Source organism: Dyadobacter sp. Leaf189, from assembly GCF_001424405.1.
In the GTDB taxonomy this organism is placed as follows: domain Bacteria; phylum Bacteroidota; class Bacteroidia; order Cytophagales; family Spirosomataceae; genus Dyadobacter.
On sequence record NZ_LMPS01000007.1, the window covers coordinates 273,941 to 292,179 of the forward strand.

Annotated in this window: 20 protein-coding genes; 15 read left to right on the forward strand and 5 right to left on the reverse strand. The window is 44.8% G+C overall.

All coding sequences use genetic code 11. The annotated features are described in order from the left end of the window. The first annotated feature begins 125 nt into the window (after positions 1-125). Positions 126-1,106 carry a pyruvate dehydrogenase complex E1 component subunit beta gene (locus ASG33_RS22740; protein WP_056291074.1) on the forward strand — a complete coding sequence of 327 codons (981 nt, stop codon included), beginning with the start codon at positions 126-128 and terminating at the stop codon, positions 1,104-1,106. A 190-nt stretch (positions 1,107-1,296) separates the two neighbouring features. Continuing rightward, positions 1,297-1,683, forward strand: a complete 387-nt coding sequence (locus ASG33_RS22745) for a TraR/DksA C4-type zinc finger protein (protein ID WP_056291076.1) — start codon at positions 1,297-1,299, stop codon at positions 1,681-1,683. A gap of 170 nt (positions 1,684-1,853) precedes the next feature. On the opposite strand, the gene ASG33_RS22750 is transcribed toward ASG33_RS22745, so the two are convergent. Further along, a complete protein-coding gene (locus ASG33_RS22750) occupies positions 1,854-3,074 on the reverse strand; it encodes an exonuclease subunit SbcD (RefSeq protein WP_056291078.1) in 1,221 nt (406 codons plus the stop codon). 44 nt (positions 3,075-3,118) lie between these two features. Between ASG33_RS22750 and ASG33_RS22755 the strand changes: the two genes are divergently transcribed. Further along, positions 3,119-3,937 carry a polysaccharide deacetylase family protein gene (locus ASG33_RS22755; RefSeq protein WP_056291080.1) on the forward strand — a complete coding sequence of 273 codons (819 nt, stop codon included), beginning with the start codon at positions 3,119-3,121 and terminating at the stop codon, positions 3,935-3,937. Positions 3,938-3,940: 3 nt separating this feature from the next. On the opposite strand, the gene ASG33_RS22760 is transcribed toward ASG33_RS22755, so the two are convergent. From ASG33_RS22760 to ASG33_RS22775, 4 genes are all read right to left on the reverse strand, one after another. Further along, on the reverse strand, positions 3,941-5,056 hold the full coding sequence (locus ASG33_RS22760) for an acyltransferase (RefSeq protein WP_229238814.1): 1,116 nt from the start codon (positions 5,054-5,056) through the stop codon (positions 3,941-3,943). Between the two features lie 10 nt (positions 5,057-5,066). Continuing rightward, positions 5,067-5,588, reverse strand: coding sequence for an HAD family hydrolase (locus ASG33_RS22765; protein ID WP_056291081.1), 522 nt, complete (start codon positions 5,586-5,588; stop codon positions 5,067-5,069). Positions 5,589-5,649: 61 nt separating this feature from the next. After that, entirely contained in the window at positions 5,650-6,453 is an 804-nt protein-coding gene (locus tag ASG33_RS22770) for a Rossmann-like and DUF2520 domain-containing protein (RefSeq protein ID WP_056291083.1), read from the reverse strand. 53 nt (positions 6,454-6,506) lie between these two features. Next, positions 6,507-7,238: a DUF1080 domain-containing protein gene (locus tag ASG33_RS22775; RefSeq protein WP_056291085.1), complete on the reverse strand. Its 732-nt coding sequence runs from the start codon at positions 7,236-7,238 to the stop codon at positions 6,507-6,509. Between the two features lie 141 nt (positions 7,239-7,379). Here ASG33_RS22775 and ASG33_RS22780 point away from each other — a divergent pair, with 141 nt between their 5' ends. The 12 genes from ASG33_RS22780 to murC all read left to right on the forward strand — a co-directional run bounded on the left by ASG33_RS22780 (position 7,380) and on the right by murC (position 18,229). Further along, entirely contained in the window at positions 7,380-8,078 is a 699-nt protein-coding gene (locus ASG33_RS22780; RefSeq protein WP_056291087.1) for a hypothetical protein, read from the forward strand. A 131-nt stretch (positions 8,079-8,209) separates the two neighbouring features. Further along, on the forward strand, positions 8,210-8,653 hold the full coding sequence (gene rplM, locus ASG33_RS22785) for a 50S ribosomal protein L13 (protein WP_056291207.1): 444 nt from the start codon (positions 8,210-8,212) through the stop codon (positions 8,651-8,653). Between the two features lie 3 nt (positions 8,654-8,656). Further along, complete coding sequence (gene rpsI / locus ASG33_RS22790; RefSeq protein WP_026631735.1) at positions 8,657-9,043, forward strand: 30S ribosomal protein S9; 387 nt, start codon at positions 8,657-8,659, stop codon at positions 9,041-9,043. An 88-nt stretch (positions 9,044-9,131) separates the two neighbouring features. Next, positions 9,132-9,959, forward strand: coding sequence for a 30S ribosomal protein S2 (rpsB, locus tag ASG33_RS22795; RefSeq protein ID WP_056291089.1), 828 nt, complete (start codon positions 9,132-9,134; stop codon positions 9,957-9,959). Positions 9,960-10,086: 127 nt separating this feature from the next. Next, entirely contained in the window at positions 10,087-10,923 is an 837-nt protein-coding gene (tsf, locus tag ASG33_RS22800) for a translation elongation factor Ts (RefSeq protein ID WP_056291090.1), read from the forward strand. Positions 10,924-11,058: 135 nt separating this feature from the next. Continuing rightward, positions 11,059-11,646 (forward strand): RNA polymerase sigma factor, encoded by a 588-nt coding sequence (locus ASG33_RS22805; protein WP_056291092.1) that lies wholly within the window; start codon positions 11,059-11,061, stop codon positions 11,644-11,646. A gap of 96 nt (positions 11,647-11,742) precedes the next feature. Further along, positions 11,743-12,675: a DUF3078 domain-containing protein gene (locus ASG33_RS22810; RefSeq protein WP_056291094.1), complete on the forward strand. Its 933-nt coding sequence runs from the start codon at positions 11,743-11,745 to the stop codon at positions 12,673-12,675. Between the two features lie 23 nt (positions 12,676-12,698). Then, positions 12,699-13,031, forward strand: coding sequence for a large-conductance mechanosensitive channel protein MscL (mscL, locus tag ASG33_RS22815; protein WP_056291096.1), 333 nt, complete (start codon positions 12,699-12,701; stop codon positions 13,029-13,031). Positions 13,032-13,172: 141 nt separating this feature from the next. Then, entirely contained in the window at positions 13,173-14,516 is a 1,344-nt protein-coding gene (murD, locus tag ASG33_RS22820; RefSeq protein ID WP_409012546.1) for a UDP-N-acetylmuramoyl-L-alanine--D-glutamate ligase, read from the forward strand. A gap of 18 nt (positions 14,517-14,534) precedes the next feature. Next, entirely contained in the window at positions 14,535-15,704 is a 1,170-nt protein-coding gene (locus ASG33_RS22825) for an FtsW/RodA/SpoVE family cell cycle protein (protein ID WP_229238816.1), read from the forward strand. A gap of 1 nt (position 15,705) precedes the next feature. Further along, a complete protein-coding gene (gene murG, locus ASG33_RS22830; protein ID WP_056291099.1) occupies positions 15,706-16,806 on the forward strand; it encodes an undecaprenyldiphospho-muramoylpentapeptide beta-N-acetylglucosaminyltransferase in 1,101 nt (366 codons plus the stop codon). Between the two features lie 31 nt (positions 16,807-16,837). Further along, entirely contained in the window at positions 16,838-18,229 is a 1,392-nt protein-coding gene (murC, locus tag ASG33_RS22835) for a UDP-N-acetylmuramate--L-alanine ligase (RefSeq protein WP_200942856.1), read from the forward strand. The last annotated feature ends 10 nt before the right edge of the window (positions 18,230-18,239 follow it).

An 18,239-nucleotide genomic window follows, 5' to 3' on the forward strand; every position in this document is an offset into this window, starting at 1 on the left:
TTTTACCAGACGTTTTGAAAACTAGTTTATCAAACCTCTTTTAATGTAACCGGGCAAAGTAGTTGATTGAATTAGCTGGATTTTGCGAAGGTTTCTTCTAAGATTAAATAATTATATAATTACGAATGAAAGAATTAGCATTCAGAGATGCCATTCGCGACGCAATGTCGGAAGAGATGCGCCTTGACAAAAGTGTCTTTTTGATGGGGGAAGAGGTTGCAGAATATAACGGAGCTTACAAAGCCAGTCAGGGAATGCTGGACGAATTCGGGCCGGAACGCGTGATCGATACACCGATTGCTGAGCTTGGTTTCGCAGGTATCGCGGTAGGAGCAGCCGGTAACGGACTTCGCCCGATCGTTGAATTCATGACTTTCAACTTTTCGCTGGTTGCAATTGATCAGATCATCAACAGTGCGGCTAAAATTCTTTCGATGTCTGCCGGTCAGTATGGTTGCCCCATCGTATTCCGCGGACCAACCGGAAATGCAGGCCAGCTGGGTGCGCAGCACTCTCAGAACTTTGAGAACTGGTATGCCAACACGCCGGGCTTGAAAGTAGTTGTTCCTTCCAATGGTTACGACGCAAAAGGACTTTTAAAATCATCCATTCGTGACAATAACCCGGTGATCTTCATGGAATCCGAGGTTATGTACGGAGATAAAATGCAGATCCCTGACGAGGAATATCTGATCCCGCTTGGCAAAGCTGATGTGAAGCGCCAGGGAAAAGATGTTACCATTGTTTCGTTTGGTAAAATGATCCCGAGAGTGGTAATGCCGGCGATCCTGCAACTTGAAAAAGAAGGGATCGATGTGGAATTAGTGGATTTAAGGACTGTTCGTCCGATCGACTATGCTACTGTCGTTGAATCTGTTAAGAAAACAAACCGTTGCGTGATTGTGGAGGAAGCCTGGCCGCTGGGCTCTATTGCCACAGAGGTAACTTACCACATTCAGCGTCACGCATTTGATTATATGGATTCACCTGTAATCCGCGTAACAAACCGGGATGTACCACTTCCATACGCACCGACCCTGATCGAAGAAATATTACCAAGCACGAAGCGGGTAGTAGATGCCGTGAAGTCGGTTATGTACAAGTAAAAATGCATTGTTATACAGCAAAGCCATTTCCTGAACAGGTTGTGGCTTTGTTGGTTATAACCCTCATATCAGTGTTAGTAAGTTTCTTGTAGGAAAGCGGTTGCGGATTTTAAATGTGCATAAATAGCTGGAATACTCGTATTTTTGTATTTGAAAACGCTCCTTCATATAGATAACATAATTCATTAAGATCATGCAAGAAGAACGCACAAGATATTCAGAGGAAGAATTAAAGGAGTTTGAAGAGCTTATTCGTGGAAAATTGGATGCTACTATGAGCGAGCTCAATTACATTAAAGGAGGATTGAGTAAAAAGAATGACAGCGGAACTGATATAACTGCGGGTTCGGCGAAGTTGGTGGAAGATGGAGCAGATGCAAGTGAGCGTGAGAACCTGAGCCAGCTGGCAGCCCGTCTTCAGAAATATTCTGTTCAGCTTGAAAATGCATTAATCCGCATTAAAAACGGCACCTACGGAATTTGCATTGACACAGGCAAACTGATTCCGAAAGAGCGTCTTCGCATTGTACCGCACACGCAGCAGACTATCGAAGCGAAGCTGAGGAGAGCGAGTTAAGATATAAAGAGCGTTAAACATAAAAACAGGCTATTTCCAAAGGAGTAGCCTGTTTTTTGTTTTTTTTCGCTGTTTTTATTTTTTGTCATGCTGTTTTTCTTTTTGTCATGCTGAGCGGAGTCGAAGCATAAAGCACAATGCTTCGACTCCGCTCAGCATGACAAACCCCCTTAGTCCTCCTCCGATCCCAACACCTCCCGAAAAACTTCCAGCAAACCTTCCGAAGGCTCCTGGCCTTTGTTTTTGCTTTTGAAATACTCCGCAAACAGCTTTTCCATACTGAGTGAAAGATCGATTTCAGAAGTACTGTCAGCCAGTTCGGCTTTTTTGATTTGAGGAATAATCTGAATGATACCCGGGTGTGCTTCCATTAACCGCTTTTTATCAGAAGCTTCCAGGTAATTATCAGAAATGATAGTGAGCTCCATTAGATCCTCCGGGTATTCAGCAAGCCACACAAGCGCCTCATCAATACTGTGAAAGCTCTTTCTTCGCAGCTTTTTTCCCTTCGTTAGCTCAACAGGTTGGTAGCTGACCAGTTTTCCGGCTGCGGCTTCAATCAAAACCACATACTTTGTCTGATTGGCTTCTGAAAAGCTGTAAGCCAGCGGACTGCTCGAATACACCGCCGGTGCAGGCTTTTTATCAACAACCTGGAACCGATGCAAATGTCCGAGTGCGATGTAATGCACCTTATCTGGGAAATTTTCGGTGTAAATGGCCTGAGCGCCGCCAATATGTAAAATCGGCCGTTCTTCTTCCGGCTCTTCGGGTACCGCGTCGCCTTTTTTCATGACAAACAAATGTGTTGCCAAAAGGTTAAATCCGTTTTCATCCAGATATTCATCTGCCAGCATCTGCCAATGTTCCTGCAAATGCAGCCGGAGCAATTCTTCTGAATCTTCCACGCCCAGAAAGGTTTTCAGGCGCTGTTCATTGGCGTAAGGCGTATGTAAAATTCGTAGCGGGAAGTCGCAGTTTGGTAAGTTTATTTCGATAAATCCCCGTGCAGTGCGGATAACGTCGACCTTCCCCTGGGTGCAGAATGGTTTTACCTCCGTGTTTGGAAATCCGACAAACAAGATGCCGCATACCTTGGCCAGTGCGTCGGGTACCTGAATGCGTTCGGGGGAATCGTGGTTGCCGGCTATTGCGATCACCGCGCGTGCTCCGTTAGCGGAAAGTCGGTGTAAGGTGCTGTATAGTAACTCCGTGGCTTCGGAGGAAGGATTGAAATTGTCAAAAAGATCACCGGCGATCACTACTGCATCAACCTGCTCGCGCTCTGCTATTTCACAGATTTCTTCCAGTACCAGCCTTTGTTCATCAAGCCGCGAATACAGATCAAGCTTTTTGCCGATATGCCAGTCGGCCGTGTGCAGTATTTTCATTTGTGTGATTAATTTAGCGAAAATAACATTTCATTCCCGAAGTATTGAAACAGCTCATCGCCGGAAATAATGCAGTAATGCTTTTTGTCCTTGTCTGCATCTGGGTAACTGCCGCGGGCTGTCAGCAGAAGAAAAATGCGGACCGCCGGGGCGGGATTGCAATTTCTTTTGACGATCATTTTATCAATGAGTGGTACAACTTGCGGCCGCTTTTTCAGAAGTACAATGCGAAAGTTACATTCTTTATCACTTGCCCCGATAGCTTATCCGCTGGCGAGATAACCAGGCTACGCCAGCTTGAAAAGGATGGTCACGAGATCGGCTTTCATGGGACAATCCACGGCAGATCTACCCAGCTTATTGAAGCGGAGGGGCCGATGGGATATCATGAAACGGAAATCAAACCTGGAATGGGGTATATGTCAGCGGCGGGATTTAAACCCACTTCTTACGCGCACCCTGGCGGAAATCATAATGCGCAGGTGGACTCTGTACTGTTTGCAAATGGTTTTAACATCATCAGAGACGTCGCCATTTCAAAACGCAAGCTGCTCGGATTTCAAATGTATGCGCTGGCGCCCAGGCTAATGCCTTGGATTTTTTATGATTATGACAAGCAAAACGCAGTAGATGCGCTATTGATAGATACTGACTCAGGTCTGACGATCCAGGAAATGAAAGAGGCCATGCAAAAGGCGAATGCAACAGGCACTTGTTTAATGCTTTTCGGCCACGAACCATTGTATAAAGCGCCTGAGAATGGAGCGTATGGATTCAGTGTGCGTTTTTTAGAGGCAATTTTGAAAGAAGCCCAAAAGGAGAATCTCGATTTTTATACAATGTCGGAGCTGGTCGAAAAGTAAGGCTTACCTGCCAAATTTCCTGTCTTTGAATTCCAGTAAGGGTTTTTCAAAATAGGAAAATGAGAACGAAGCTACTGCAACTGAGCCGATGAATGTGAGTACGTATAATGCGATATGATAAGTTGTTCCACTCCAGTCGGGCAGGTATTTATTCAGCAGGTTGATGATCAGGACAATGACAACCACGTGGTAAATGTAAAGTCCGTAGGAGATTTTACCTAAATGATCCATTACCGGGTTTTGCAGGCTTATAATGGACTTCGGGTTGCAGGAAACATTGAGGATAAAGAACGCAAAAAAGAGTGCGTACACTTCCAGAAAGCCGAAAAAGTGGACACCTGACAGGAACAGTGCTGCAAGCATGATATAGGCAACCACCTGTACATCTTTCCTGAAAAGCAGATCGAGTATCGCATTTTTTTCATTGTAGACCAGCCAGGCACAAACCCCGCCAAGCGCCATTGTCTGAATACGAAATTGTCCCAGGAAAGTAGAAATAATCGCATTCCTTGATTCTTCGGAAGGATCCAGCAGCGTAATGCCGGCATAAAGCAGTAGCGCTGAGATAGCAAGAAAGGCAATGATGATCGGAATGCGCCTTTTCGGGTATTTAATTAACCACGGCCATAAATAGTAAAATTGCTCTTCTACCCCGATAGACCAGGCTTGTGCACACCAGTAAGGCAGATCGTACAGCACGAATGCATAATTGGGCAAGACCAGAAAAAGGAGCGTTAATCTTTCAACCGAGTTTGTGCTCAGCTTTTCGTCAATCCCCGGATAGTCAAGAATATCAATGTGGGGGAAAACGAAAAAGGAAAGGATAATGATCAGGAAATAAATGGGCCAGATCCGGAATATGCGGCGGAGATAGAACTTGCGCGCGTCCACATTGCCGAAACGGCCTCTTTCGTCAAGTAGCAGGTAAGTGATCAAGAATCCGCTGAGGACGAAAAACAGACCGACACCTAACCTTCCTGCGTGCTGAATAATTGGCAGCTCGTACAAATTGGCAATCCCCAATGCATGCTTTGCCTGTTCCAGGTGATGGAACACAACCAGAAGTGCCGCAATGCAGCGAATGCCATTGAGATTAGGGAAGTACCGCCTTTTTTCCACTTGGATGTATTTATTCAAACCAGGCCATCCACTTTCCCTGCACTTTCATCACCTGCTCGATCAGGTCACGGACCGCGCCATGGCCGCCGTTTTTCGGGGAAATATAGTCGGACAATGCAAGAATTTCGTCAGTAGAATCGGCGGGGCAGGCGGAGAGTACGCCGGTGCGCATTACCTCGTAGTCGGGCAAATCGTCGCCCATAAAAACAATCTCAGATTCACTCAGGCCGCTTTCTGCAAGATATTTTTTGAAAACCGGGAGTTTTCCGTCAGGAGAGGTGCCAATGAAAATGTCTTTTACTCCGAGGTACTCGAGCCTTTTCCGTACGCCCATTTGGTTCTGGGCTGAGATAATAGCTACCCGGTAGCCCATCTTAATGGCGCGGTTGATTCCGTAGCCGTCTTTTACATTGAAGGACCTGGGTTGTTCTCCGGTTTCCAGTGCGATAACACTTCCGTCGGTCATCACACCATCGATATCGAAAATAAAAGTAGTAATCTGTTTGAACCGCTCGGTCAGGTTAGCGCTCATGAAATGGTGAATTGGGAATGCTGCAAATATAGGCTAACTTTTTTCCCGCCCGCAGGATTTGCTACTTTGAGATGTATGTATTCCTGATTTTGTCTGTCAAAAGCCGGTATATCTCAGTCCAGTCTTCATTGGTTTCCTGTAGGTATTCAAGGTGCCTGGCGGTTGTTTTCCAGTCGCCGCGCCGGGCCGGTCCGGTTTGTCCCAGTGAAGGGTCGTCGGAGGCAAGTGCTTTATAGATTGTGGTTTGGATCAAAGGTTTCAGCAGGTCGAAATTGAGCTGTTCTCTTTCCAGTATATCATTTGAAACGGTTAGCATGTAATTGGTGAAATTACTGGCAAAAACCGCGGCTACGTGCAGGATAAAGCGCTCATCCGAATCCATTCTGTTGACCTGATCGCTGATACTCTGGGCGAGTTGCATCAGCTTGTTTTCAATCAGCTCCGTTTTTGATTCAATGCAAAAAGGTATTTCACGGTAATCCATTTCGACTTCTTTGGTAAAAGTTTGCAAAGGATAAAATACCCCGGTATGCACAAATACGTCACTGTAAATTTCAACCAGGTTCTGGAATTCCACCAGGGAGCGTGTGCCTGAGGTATGAACCAGTATCACTCCTTCGGGAAGCACAATGCGTTCCAAAACACTTTCAATCGCGTCGTCGCTCACAGCTATAACGATTACTTCTGCTTCGCTTTCGGAAAAGTTAAGGTCCGGCTGGATATTGGTATCGTACAGGTAAGAAGCAAGCTGCCGGGCTTTTTGCGTGTCGCGGCTATATACCTCACAGATCCAGTGGCCGGCATCTTCAAAAGCCTGAGCAAGGTGCCAGGCCACGTTCCCGGCTCCGACGAAGGAGATTTTCATGTAAAAGAAATGTTATAGCTGTCGTAAGTTAATCCAGAAAATCAAGTTCGCAATCAATCGACAAGCGGCGCGGTTTGTTCCGGCGAGGTAATGCCGCCCGGCAGCTCCATGATTTTCATATTTCGAAAATGGATCTCGGCACCTTCTGCTTCAAGGCAGATATAGCCTTTCTTTCTTTCTGAATTACGAAGCCCGTTTACAAACTTTCCATTGACCGACAGCTTTACGGTACCATCTACACACACCACCACGTATTTATTCCATTCTCCCTTGCCTTTACACCGTTTTTCGAGCGACTTGCTGCGGATACCACGCGGATTATCAGGAATGGCGGTCATGCCCATTGTAGGGAAGAGTTCTCCGTGAACATAATCTTCGGTCGCATTGTGTTGCGGCGCATATTCCAGTTCCAGCATTTGTACTTCAATTGCTTTTGTCAGCGGATCGTGTTCCTGCGGTGTTCCCTCACTCCAAACGAATATGCCCGAATTGCCGCCGGCTTCCATGTGTTTCCATTCAACCTCAAGAATGAAATTTTCATATTGCCGGTCAGACCGCATGACGCCGATCGGCTTCCCCGAGCAGATCAGCGTTCCGTTTTTTACTTTCCAGGTTTCTTTGGAGGTGTTTACATCCACCCAGCCATTCAGGTTTTTTCCATTAAACAATGGCCTGAATGCAAGTTCACCGGAGTCCTGGGCAACGAGCGTTTTGGAACAGAAAATAAGAATAAAGACAGCGCATAAAGCTTTGCTCAGTAGGGTTTTGGTGAAATGTGTTTTCATGGGTTTAGTTTTAAACTTGTGATCAGGAAATGGAATGCGGCTCGAAATTTGCAATATCGCAAATCTTCTGGTGCTGCAAGTTATATTTGCCTGTCATAACTTTGAGGCTGTAAAAATCATCACTTATCCAGTTGCATTTGAATGAGAACTATTCACATACTACCGCTTCTGATTCTCACACTAGCCAGCAGCATTGCTTTCGGGCAGCGCCAGTCGCAGGTAAGCGCGGGGGTGGATGTCGGATCAGGATTTAACAGCTCTTCGTGGGCAGCTTCGGTTCTTTACCATGAAGAAATCAGTCCGAACAATGTGCCCTGGCTGCGCGCGGGACTTGGGTTCAGGGCCTGGGGATATTATGCAGGACGTACTAATCTATACTCAAAGAAATCGGACAGCGACTTTCTTGAATACACCGATGTTTCTGCAAACGGAGTCAGTTTTGTGATCGGCGCTAATTTCAGGATCTGGCGGGTAGACCTGGGTGTAAATACGGACTTGATCGGTGCATCTTACGGTACGAAGCGACGCGGTTTTTACGATAAAGAGCCCAGTATAGAGCCGACTGTCGGAGCACCTTATTATCAGCAATGGATATCAACTTCTCCGGTAATTTTCAACTTTGCTCCTCTGGCTTTGAAGAATTTCAATGGTCAATCAGAGGTTTATGCGAGAATTTTCCTTTTTAAAAGACTTGGTGTAAAGCTGGGTTACCTGCATGGGCAAATCGCATATGTTACGCGCAAGCAGAATGACCGTAAGGTGTTGCTGGATAACAGACAACGTCGCATTTACAACTTGTATAATATGCCTTATGTGGCACTTAGCTTCCCCATCTATTGATCTCTGCCGGAAATTTCCAATACATTCTTGTAATTCAATTTGTTAAACTCTATATTTGCACTCCCATTTTGCGATGGGACTGTCTTGTTACAGTGTAATATATTGAAAATCAATTAAATTTTTTGTTAATCGTGGATACGTTAAGCTACAAAACCATCTCGGCGAACAAAAACACAGTGAACAAGGAGTGGGTTGTTGTGGATGCTCAGGATGCAATTTTAGGCCGTTTGGCTAGTGAAGTTGCTAAAATTATCAGAGGCAAACACAAAGCAAGCTACACTCCTCATGTGGACTGTGGTGATAATGTTATCATTATCAACGCCGACAAAATTAAGTTGACAGGAAAGAAGATGACTGACAAAGTTTATGTTCGTCACACCGGATATCCAGGAGGTCAGCGTTTTCAGACTCCCCGTGAGTTGCTCGAAAAACACCCAGAGCGTGTAATCGAGAAAGCCGTAAGAGGCATGCTTCCAAAGAATCGTTTGGGACGTCGTTTGTTTACTAATCTGTTTGTTTACGCTAAGCCGGAACATCCGCACAGCGCGCAGCAACCAAAAGAAATCCAGTTGTAATTCATGGAAGTTATCAACACAATAGGTAGAAGAAAAACAGCCGTGGCCCGTATTTATATGACGCCCGGTAAAGGAGATATCAAAGTAAACGGTCGCGATTACAAAGAATACTTTCCATTTGAAGTTCACCAGATCGTTCTTCAGCAACCTTTTGCTGTGATCAGCGGAGGTAATGGTTATGATCTTAAAGTAAATGTAAGAGGCGGTGGAATTTCAGGACAGGCGGAAGCAATCCGTATGGCTGTTTCCCGCGCACTTTGCGAATACAACGGAGAATTCCGTGGCGCGTTGAAAAAAGAAGGATTCCTTACCCGTGACCCTCGTATGGTTGAACGTAAGAAATACGGTCGCGCTAAGGCTCGTAAGAGATTCCAGTTCTCGAAACGTTAATATTCAAATGTCCAGACAGTACTTATCGTGCCCGATGTTCTGTGCTGCGTAATTTTATCAAGACATTTTTCAAAAACATTAATCTGTAATGGCACAAATAGAATATAAAGAACTATTGGATGCAGGTGTCCACTTTGGTCACCTTACCCGCAAGTGGGATCCACGTATGGCTCCATACATCTTCATGGAGAAGAACGGGATCCACATCATTGACCTGAACAAAACTTTGAGCTGCATTAACGACGCTGAGGCTGCGTTGAAGCAAATCGTTCGTTCAGGACGTAAGATCATGTTTGTTGCTACTAAAAAACAAGCGCAGGAAATTGTAACGGAAGAGGCGAAACGCCTTAAAATGCCTTACGTAACTGATCGCTGGTTGGGTGGTATGCTTACAAACTTCGGCACAATTCGCAAGTCTTTGAAAAAAATGCAGACTCTTGAGAAGATGCTAAAAGACGAAACCACGGTTAGCAATATTGCGAAAAGAGAACGCCTGATGCTTACACGTGAAAAGGATAAATTGGAGCGAGTGTTGGGTGGTGTAGCTGACCTAACGCGCCTTCCTGCTGCCCTTTTCATCGTTGATGTAAAACGCGAGCACATTGCAGTTTCAGAAGCAAAAAGATTGAACATCCCCATTTTTGCAATCTGCGACACGAACTCAAACCCAGAATTAGTTGATTTCCCAATCCCAAGTAATGACGATGCTTACAAAGCAATCTCGTTGATCACATTGGCGATTGGAAAAGCAATCGAGGAAGGTTTGATGGAACGCAAACAAGATAAAGACGATCAGCGCATGGTAGAGGAGGAAGAAGCCAAACGTCAGGTTGACAAAGGCAACGAGGAAGCTGCTCCTGCTGCACCACGCGCAGAAGTTGCTGAAGAAGCAGTAGCCGAAGGTGATGACGAATAAAAATTAGGGCGATATGGCTTGGGTTTTGAAATCCATGTTTGTATCTGATTAGATAAAATAGCCCATAGCCATTTCGCTATGGGCTATCATTTTTTAAACGAGTTAATAATTCATATTAAATAAAATCATGGCAATTACCGCACAAGATGTAAACAAACTCCGCCAAATGACCGGGGCGGGCATGATGGATTGTAAAAAAGCACTGCAGGAAGCTGATGGTGATTTTGACAAAGCCGTTGACATTCTTCGTAAACAAGGACAGAAAGTAGCTGCGAAACGCGCTGATAATACAGTTTCCGAAGGTGCAGTACTGGTGAAAATCAGCGAAGATGGTACCAATGGTAAATTGATAGCGCTTGCATGCGAAACTGAGCCAGTTTCAAATGTTGAAGACTTCAAAAACCTTGCTCAGAGCATTCTGGACAAAGCTGTTGCAGATAACATCGCCGACAAAGAAGCACTTCTTTCAGCTACTTTGGCTGACGGCCGCCCGGTAAGCGAGCATATCGTTGACCTTGTTGGTAAATTGGGAGAGAAACTGGAAATCACTGCTTACGAAAATGTAACTGCTGACCAGGTTGTTCCTTACATCCACTCAAATGGCAAATTGGGAGTATTGGTTGCATTCAATGGTGTGAATGGAACTGATGTGACTGAACTTGGTAAAGATGTTGCCATGCAGATTGCCGCAATGAAGCCGATCGCTTTGGACAAAGACGAAGTGGACGCTGCTACTATCGAGCGCGAAATCGAAGTTGGTAAAGAGCAGGCACGTGCAGAAGGCAAGCCAGAAGCAATGCTAGAGAAAATTGCACAAGGCAAGCTGCAGAAATTCTATAAAGACAACACATTGCTGAACCAGGAATTCGTGAAAGATTCTTCTTTGACAATTCGTCAGCTTTTGGAAAAAACAGCCAAAGGATTGTCTGTTACATCTTTCAAGCGTGTATCGATTGGAGGATAAAGATTTTTCGAAATAAAATAATGTTGACAACGCCTGGTATCTATTTGTATACCAGGCGTTGTTTTTTAATATTTACGGAAAATTAATATACCCTCTTAGTTTTTTACACACGCTATCAGCGAATTGCGAACCAGGATGATTGAACTTTTATTTGAAGATTATGCGCAGCATAATGTATCGGACGAAGAGCTAGTCAAGCTTTTTTTGGATTCTCAAGACAACCGCTATTTTCAGAAACTTTACGAGCGCTACGCTTTTAAAGTCTACCAAAAATGCCTTTCCTTCACCAAAGACATCTCCCGCTCGGAAGACCTCACTCAGGATATATTTCTTAAGCTGCTCTTCAAAATGAGCTCGTTCAAGGAAGACGCCAAATTTGCCACCTGGCTTTTTTCAATTACTTACAATCACTGCATGGATACAATGCGATCAGGCAGGCGAAGAATCGTAACCATTTATGTAGAAAACGCCGATCAGGAAGACGATTTCGATATTCAAAGGATATTTGAAGTGGAGGAGGTCAACACGATCAGCCTGAAAGCAGCACTCACTCATTTAGACCTCGAGGAGAAGTCGCTGCTGTATCTTAAGTATCTCGACGATCGCACGATCAGAGAAATTGCCCACATTTTTAAAATGACTGAAAGCGCTGTGAAAATGCGTTTAATGAGGTCCCGTGAGAAGCTTAGAAAGAAGTATCTGGAGACAGTTCTGTTTCATTGATCTGGCATAGTTTCGAAAAAATCCTTTACTTTATCCGACTTAATGTCGGCTCAATGCCCTTTTACTCAATTACCTCACTCACCAAATCCTTTGATAATGAGCAGCAAACTGCGTGGTTCACACTATGTCGTCTCCCTGTTTTTTCTTTTCATCTCAGTACAGGCATTTTCACAGAATAATGTCGATTTATCAAACCCAATCAACGCAGGCAGGCTGAAATTGCCTGGCGACACGATATGGAAAAAAATAGAATTTGGCGCCAATCTCAACCAGGGATCATTCAGCGGAAACTGGACGGGCGGGGGCGTCAATTCGGTTGCACTCGGGCTTTTTTTTAATGCATTAAATGAAAAGAAGAAGGGTAAAAACGCCTGGCGAAATGATTTTCAATCTCAGTATGGTATTGTAAGAAACAAAGGCCAGCAAAGCAGAAAGAACGTCGACAGAATATTTTTCGACACCAAATACAATCGTGAACTTACCGCTACATGGAGCCTTTTTGCGAATGTAAACTTCCTGTCGCAGTTCGGGGCCGGCTATACCTATGACGATAATCCAGACTCAGCAAGCATTAAGAGAAAGGTTTCCGGCATTCTTTCCCCTGCATACCTCACGGAGGCAATTGGTATCGAATACCGGCCGGTACCTTATTTCTTCGTTGATTTCGCGCCGGGTGCATTGCGTCAGACGATCGTCATAGACACAGATTTGTACGTAAACACGCCGGACCAGAATAATTATGGCGTACCTATAGGCAGGCGCGTGAGAACAGAGGTAGCGCTGATCCAGGTGGTTGCCAATTTTGATAAAGATATCGCCAAAGATGTAAACCTGAAATTCAGGTATCTGATGTATTCCAGCTTCAAACATCCATTGAATATAGATAACCGTTTGGACGCGCAGCTTACAGCTAAGATTAATAAGTTTGTCAATGTAAATCTGGGCGCAATCCTGGTCTACGATGCGGACCAAAGTAGTAAAATCCAGTTTGCGCAGGCACTTAGTATCGGATTTTTGTATCAGTTTTAATCACCAACTAACCTCAACTTGTTATGCTTCAGGAATTCAAGATTTTTATTGCCAAAGGCAATGTGCTGGATCTGGCTGTCGGCGTAGTTATTGGCGCCGCTTTTGGAAAGATTACAACATCTTTGGTTGAGGACATCATTAATCCAATTCTAGGATTGATCATCGGCGGAGTAGATTTTACGCAATTGAAAATCGTGTTGAAGGAAGCTGTAGGGGACACGCCCGAGGTGGCTGTAAAGTACGGTAACTTTATTCAGGTGCTGATCCAGTTTGTTATCATCGCCTGGGTGATCTTCCTGATCGTTAAGCTTGCCAACCGTTTAAGGCTTTCTGAATCGATGAAAAAAGAGTTGTAAACACTAAATTATTGTTGCAAAGAGGCATATCTGATATGCCTCTTTTTTATTCGCCTTAATTGCTGGAAGAGTAAAAAAAGTTTTCTGTAAAAGATTTACCTTCGTAGTTAAGGCGATTTTTAATATTTAATTCTGATTCCTGTGCAAGAAAAAGTAGTCATTTTGGGAGGCGGGGAAAGTGGCGTTGGGGCAGCTATTCTCGCGAAGTCCAAAGGTTTTGATGTTTTTTTGTCAGATAAAGGTAAGCTCCAGGACAAGTATTCGCAGGTTCTTTTAGAGGAGAACATTGCATTTGAACACGAAAAACACACCACAGAAAATATCCTCGATGCCCAGCTGGTCGTAAAAAGTCCCGGTATACCTGACACGGCACCGTTGATCGTCGCGCTGCGTAAAAAGGGAATTCCTGTGATCTCCGAAATTGAATTTGCCTCGCGTTATACCCGTGCAAAACTGATAGCAATTACAGGAAGCAATGGGAAAACAACAACAACTTTATTAACCTACCACTTATTAAAAAATGCCGGCTTACATGCCGGCCTCGCCGGGAATATCGGCGATAGTTTTGCGTGGCAGGTTGCAACGCAGGATTTCGACTATTATGTTCTGGAAATAAGCAGTTTCCAGCTGGATAATATCGTCAGTTTTCATCCCGCCATTTCCATTTTATTGAATATAACTCCGGATCATTTAGACCGTTACAGATACGATTTCCAAAACTACATCGACTCGAAATTCAATATCATCCGTAATCAAAATGAGGACGATTACTTTATCTATTTTGAAGACAGTGAAGTAATTAAAGCGGAGCTGAGCAAAAGAAACCCGCCGGTAAAAAAAGTAGGATTTTCATTGACCCGGCCGGTGATTCCAGGTTCCTGGCTGCGTGATCACGTGATTGTTTCTCAGGTGAATGATGAGGTATATGAAACGGATTTCAGCCAGCTACCTCTGAAAGGCCCGCACAATGCGGTTAATTCAATGGCAGCTATCATAGTGGCGCAGTTGTTGCACATTGATCACGTTAAGATCACCGAGGGACTTAAATCCTTCAAAAACGCTCCGCACAGGCTGGAAGTAGTGGAAGAAATTGATGGCGTTACCTACGTTAACGACTCTAAGGCGACCAATGTTGATTCTGTTTTTTATGCATTGGGCAGTTATAGCCAGCCAGTGATCCTGATTGCGGGAGGTGTTGATAAAGGGAATGATTACAGTCAAATTGAAGCGCTGGTAAGTAATAAAGTAAAGGGTTTGATAGTTCTCGGTAAAGACCGTGAGAAACTCGTGCAGTATTTCACCGGGATAGTTCCTACAATTTTTGAAACTGATAATATCCGGGAGGCAGTTGAAAAAGCCCGTGAATGGGCAGTAGATAAGGATATCGTGTTGTTGTCGCCCGCTTGTGCCAGTTTTGATTTATTCAAAAACTATGAAGACCGTGGGGAGCAGTTTAAGGCAGCGGTAAGAAATTTGGTCCGTTAAAAAAACCTGATTTATTCAATGGCATCAACAAGTATTGATATGCTGAACAAAACCAGGGAGGATACGCAAGCCTGGTTTACCAAAAATCTGAAAGGAGATCCGTGGATCTGGGGCATTTGCATTATAATGCTTTTGTGGAGCATTGTTGTCGTTTACAGTGCGAGTGTTAAGGATGCTTATAGCCAAATGGGCGGAAATACAGAATACTACCTCTACAAACATGTGGTACTCTGCGTGCTATCTCTGGCGGTAATGTATTTTGTTCACCGCATTCCCTACATCAAGTTTGTGTACGTTACCAGGCTGGCTGTATGGAGCTCCATTCTGCTGCTTGTTTTTACGATGTTTTTCGGAACCTCCGTTAATGATGCGGCCAGGTGGATTGAGATACCCGTCATTGGTCAGCGTTTTCAGCCTTCGGAATGGGCGAAAGTTGCCTTAATCGCGCACTTATCGCTTATTCTCGCGCGGCATATTAAGGGTGGCTGGAACACACGCGAGCTTTTTATGGAGCCGCTTTCATTGGTAGGTGTAGTTTGCGGACTGATTTTCACGAGTAATGTGTCCACGGCTGTTATGCTCGCGGGAATATGCTTTCTGCTCATGTTTGTGGGCAAAGTGCCATTGCATTACCTCGCCTTTACAGCACTGGGACTTGTTTTCTTCGCTACGATCGCCATTCTACTTAATTCTACTCAGCGCGCCGGTACGGCACAAAACCGTATTTCCGCATTTTTTGACAAAGATGTGGTCGTATACCAGTCGCAGCAATCATACATGGCGATGGCGCGGGGCGGATTGTACGGGGAAGGTGTTGCCAAGAGCCGGCAACGGAGATTTTTACCTGAACCTCAAAAGGACTTCATTTTTGCTGTTACTGTTGAAGAATACGGCACAGTGGGTGGGACTATACTGATCATTTTTTACCTCATTTTACTTTATCGCGGCCTGAAAGCAATTGAAGCCACGAAGCGCCCGTTCGGCGGGCTGCTTTCTGCCGGGCTTACATTCATTGTAGTCAGTCAGGCATTTTCGGCAATGGCGGTAACCGTCGGTTTGGTGCCCGTAACCGGACAAACGCTACCATTTTTCAGTCAGGGAGGAACGTCGCTGCTGTTTACGGGAATGGCGATGGGCATGATCCTGAGTGTAAGCCGCGGTGAAATACTCGAAGAGAAACGGATTTAGTATGTCAAAAAAAGTAATTATAAGCGGCGGCGGAACCGGCGGACATATTTATCCTGCCATTGCAATAGCCGATGCATTGCGCCGGAAAGACCCGGATCTGGAAGTACTTTTTGTAGGTGCTTTGGGAAAAATGGAAATGGAAAAGGTGCCGCGGGCCGGGTACGAAATTGTAGGGTTACCTATTGCCGGGATCAAGCGGGAAGTTTCTCTTGACAATCTTGCATTGCCATTTAAGCTGATCAAGAGTTTAAATAAAGCAAAGTCGATTATCCGGGACTTTAAGCCTGATGTAGCTGTGGGTGTAGGCGGCTTTGCGAGCGGACCGTTATTAATGATGGCTTCTTTCCAGGGAATACCTACATTGATTCAGGAACAGAATTCCTATGCAGGAATTACCAATAAGCTGCTGGCAAAAAGAGCGTCAAAAATCTGTGTAGCCTATCCGGGTATGGAAGAATTTTTTCCAAAAGAGAAAATTGCAATGCTTGGAAATCCTGTCAGGAGTGATATCGTCGATGTTTCTTCCAAGAAACGGGAAGCTTTCGCCGAGTTTGGGCTTGATCCTGAAAGAAAGACGCTTTTTGTCATGGGCGGCAGTCTTGGGGCCAGGTCCATTAACGAGAGCATCGCGGCAGGGCTTTCAGAATTTCTGGCGCAAGGTTATCAGGTTTTGTGGCAAACAGGAAGAAATTACATTGATACAGCAAAAGCATTAATTGAAGGCTTAAATACCCATTTGATTAAGGCTTTTGATTTTATTTATACAATGGACCTTGCGTATGCAATTGCCGACGTAGTGGTTTCAAGAGCAGGAGCGCTTTCGGTTTCAGAATTGTGCCTGGCTGCGAAACCTTCCATTCTGGTGCCATTTCCAGCCGCGTCAGAAGATCATCAGACCAAAAATGCGTTGGCACTGGTTGAAAAAGATGCAGCTTTGCTGGTGAAAGACGCTAGTGCAAAAGCTGAGCTGGTACCTAGTGCACTGGCTTTAATGAATGATTTTGCGCAGCAGGAAAATCTAAAAACGAATATCCGTAAGCTTGCCAGACCGACAGCCGCGGATGATATTGCAGCAGAAGTATTGAAATTAATCAGATCATAACTGTTTGTCCTTTAATAGAATGTCATCTTCAATGACCGATTGGAAGTATATTTATTTTGTCGGAATTGGCGGAATAGGAATGAGTGCGCTGGCACGCTGGTTTAAGGCAAATGGCTTTGAGGTTGCAGGTTATGACAAAACCAGGACTACGCTGGTTGAGAAATTGGAAGAAGAAGGAATTGAGATAACGCTGGAAGACTCCATTGATACGATTCCTGCACCTTTTCTTCATGATTCCGACAAAACGCTTGTTATATACACGCCTGCCGTACCTGTGCAGCACCAGCAAATGCTGTATTTCCGGGATCATAATTTTTTGATCCTGAAAAGGTCGCAGGTACTTGGGATTCTCACTAAAAGCCTTCGGACGATCGGTGTAGCGGGCACGCACGGAAAAACGACTACATCATCCCTGGTAGCGCACATTCTCCGGTATGCCGGAGTAAACAGCACTGCATTTCTGGGTGGCATTACACAAAATTATGGCACTAACCTGCTTCTGAATGAGCCAACAGATCATCTGGAAGAAGTTTTCTGCGTAGTAGAAGCCGATGAATTTGACCGCTCATTTTTAACATTATTTCCGGAGATCGCGATAGTTACCTCTACTGACGCCGATCACCTTGACATTTACGGGAAGCACGAGGCCGTTTTGGAATCGTTCAGGGAATATGTCGGGCAGATCGACGAGAATGGGGTGCTGTTTATGCGGACAGGACTTGAACTTTCCGGTAGTACGAAAGCAGAAGTATTTTCCTATTCGCTTGATTCGGGCGTTTTTCATTCCAGGAATATCACGATCAGCAATGGGAGATTTGTATTCGACTTTGTTTATCCTGACGGGGTAATTGAAGGCATTGCAATGAAAATCCCGGGTTATCATAACATTGAAAATTCCATTGCGGCGAGTGCGGTTGCTTTGCACGTAGGCGTGGCACCCGATCAAATTAAAGCGGCCCTTGAAACTTACGGCGGTGTCAAGCGGCGATTTGAATATCAGTTAGAAAAGGACGGAAAAATATATATAGACGATTATGCCCACCATCCGACAGAGATCGAGGCATTTCTTTCTTCGGTAAAAGGATTATATCCCGGCCGGCACGTAACCGCGATTTTTCAACCGCACCTATTCAGCCGGACCAGGGATTTTGCAGATGGGTTTGCGGAAAGCCTGTCGCTCGCTGATCGTTTGCTGCTGCTTGATATTTATCCGGCGAGAGAGTTGCCGATAGAGGGTGTTAACTCAGAAATGATCCTGGAAAAAGTAACATCTGAAGACAAACACCTGGTCTCTAAAGACAAAGTACTTAGCATTTTACGTGATTTAGATACGGATATTGTGGTTACAATTGGTGCCGGAGACATCGATACTTTGGTGGATCCGATACGTAACCAGCTCAAAAATCCCTTTGCGAATAATTAATAAAAGCATT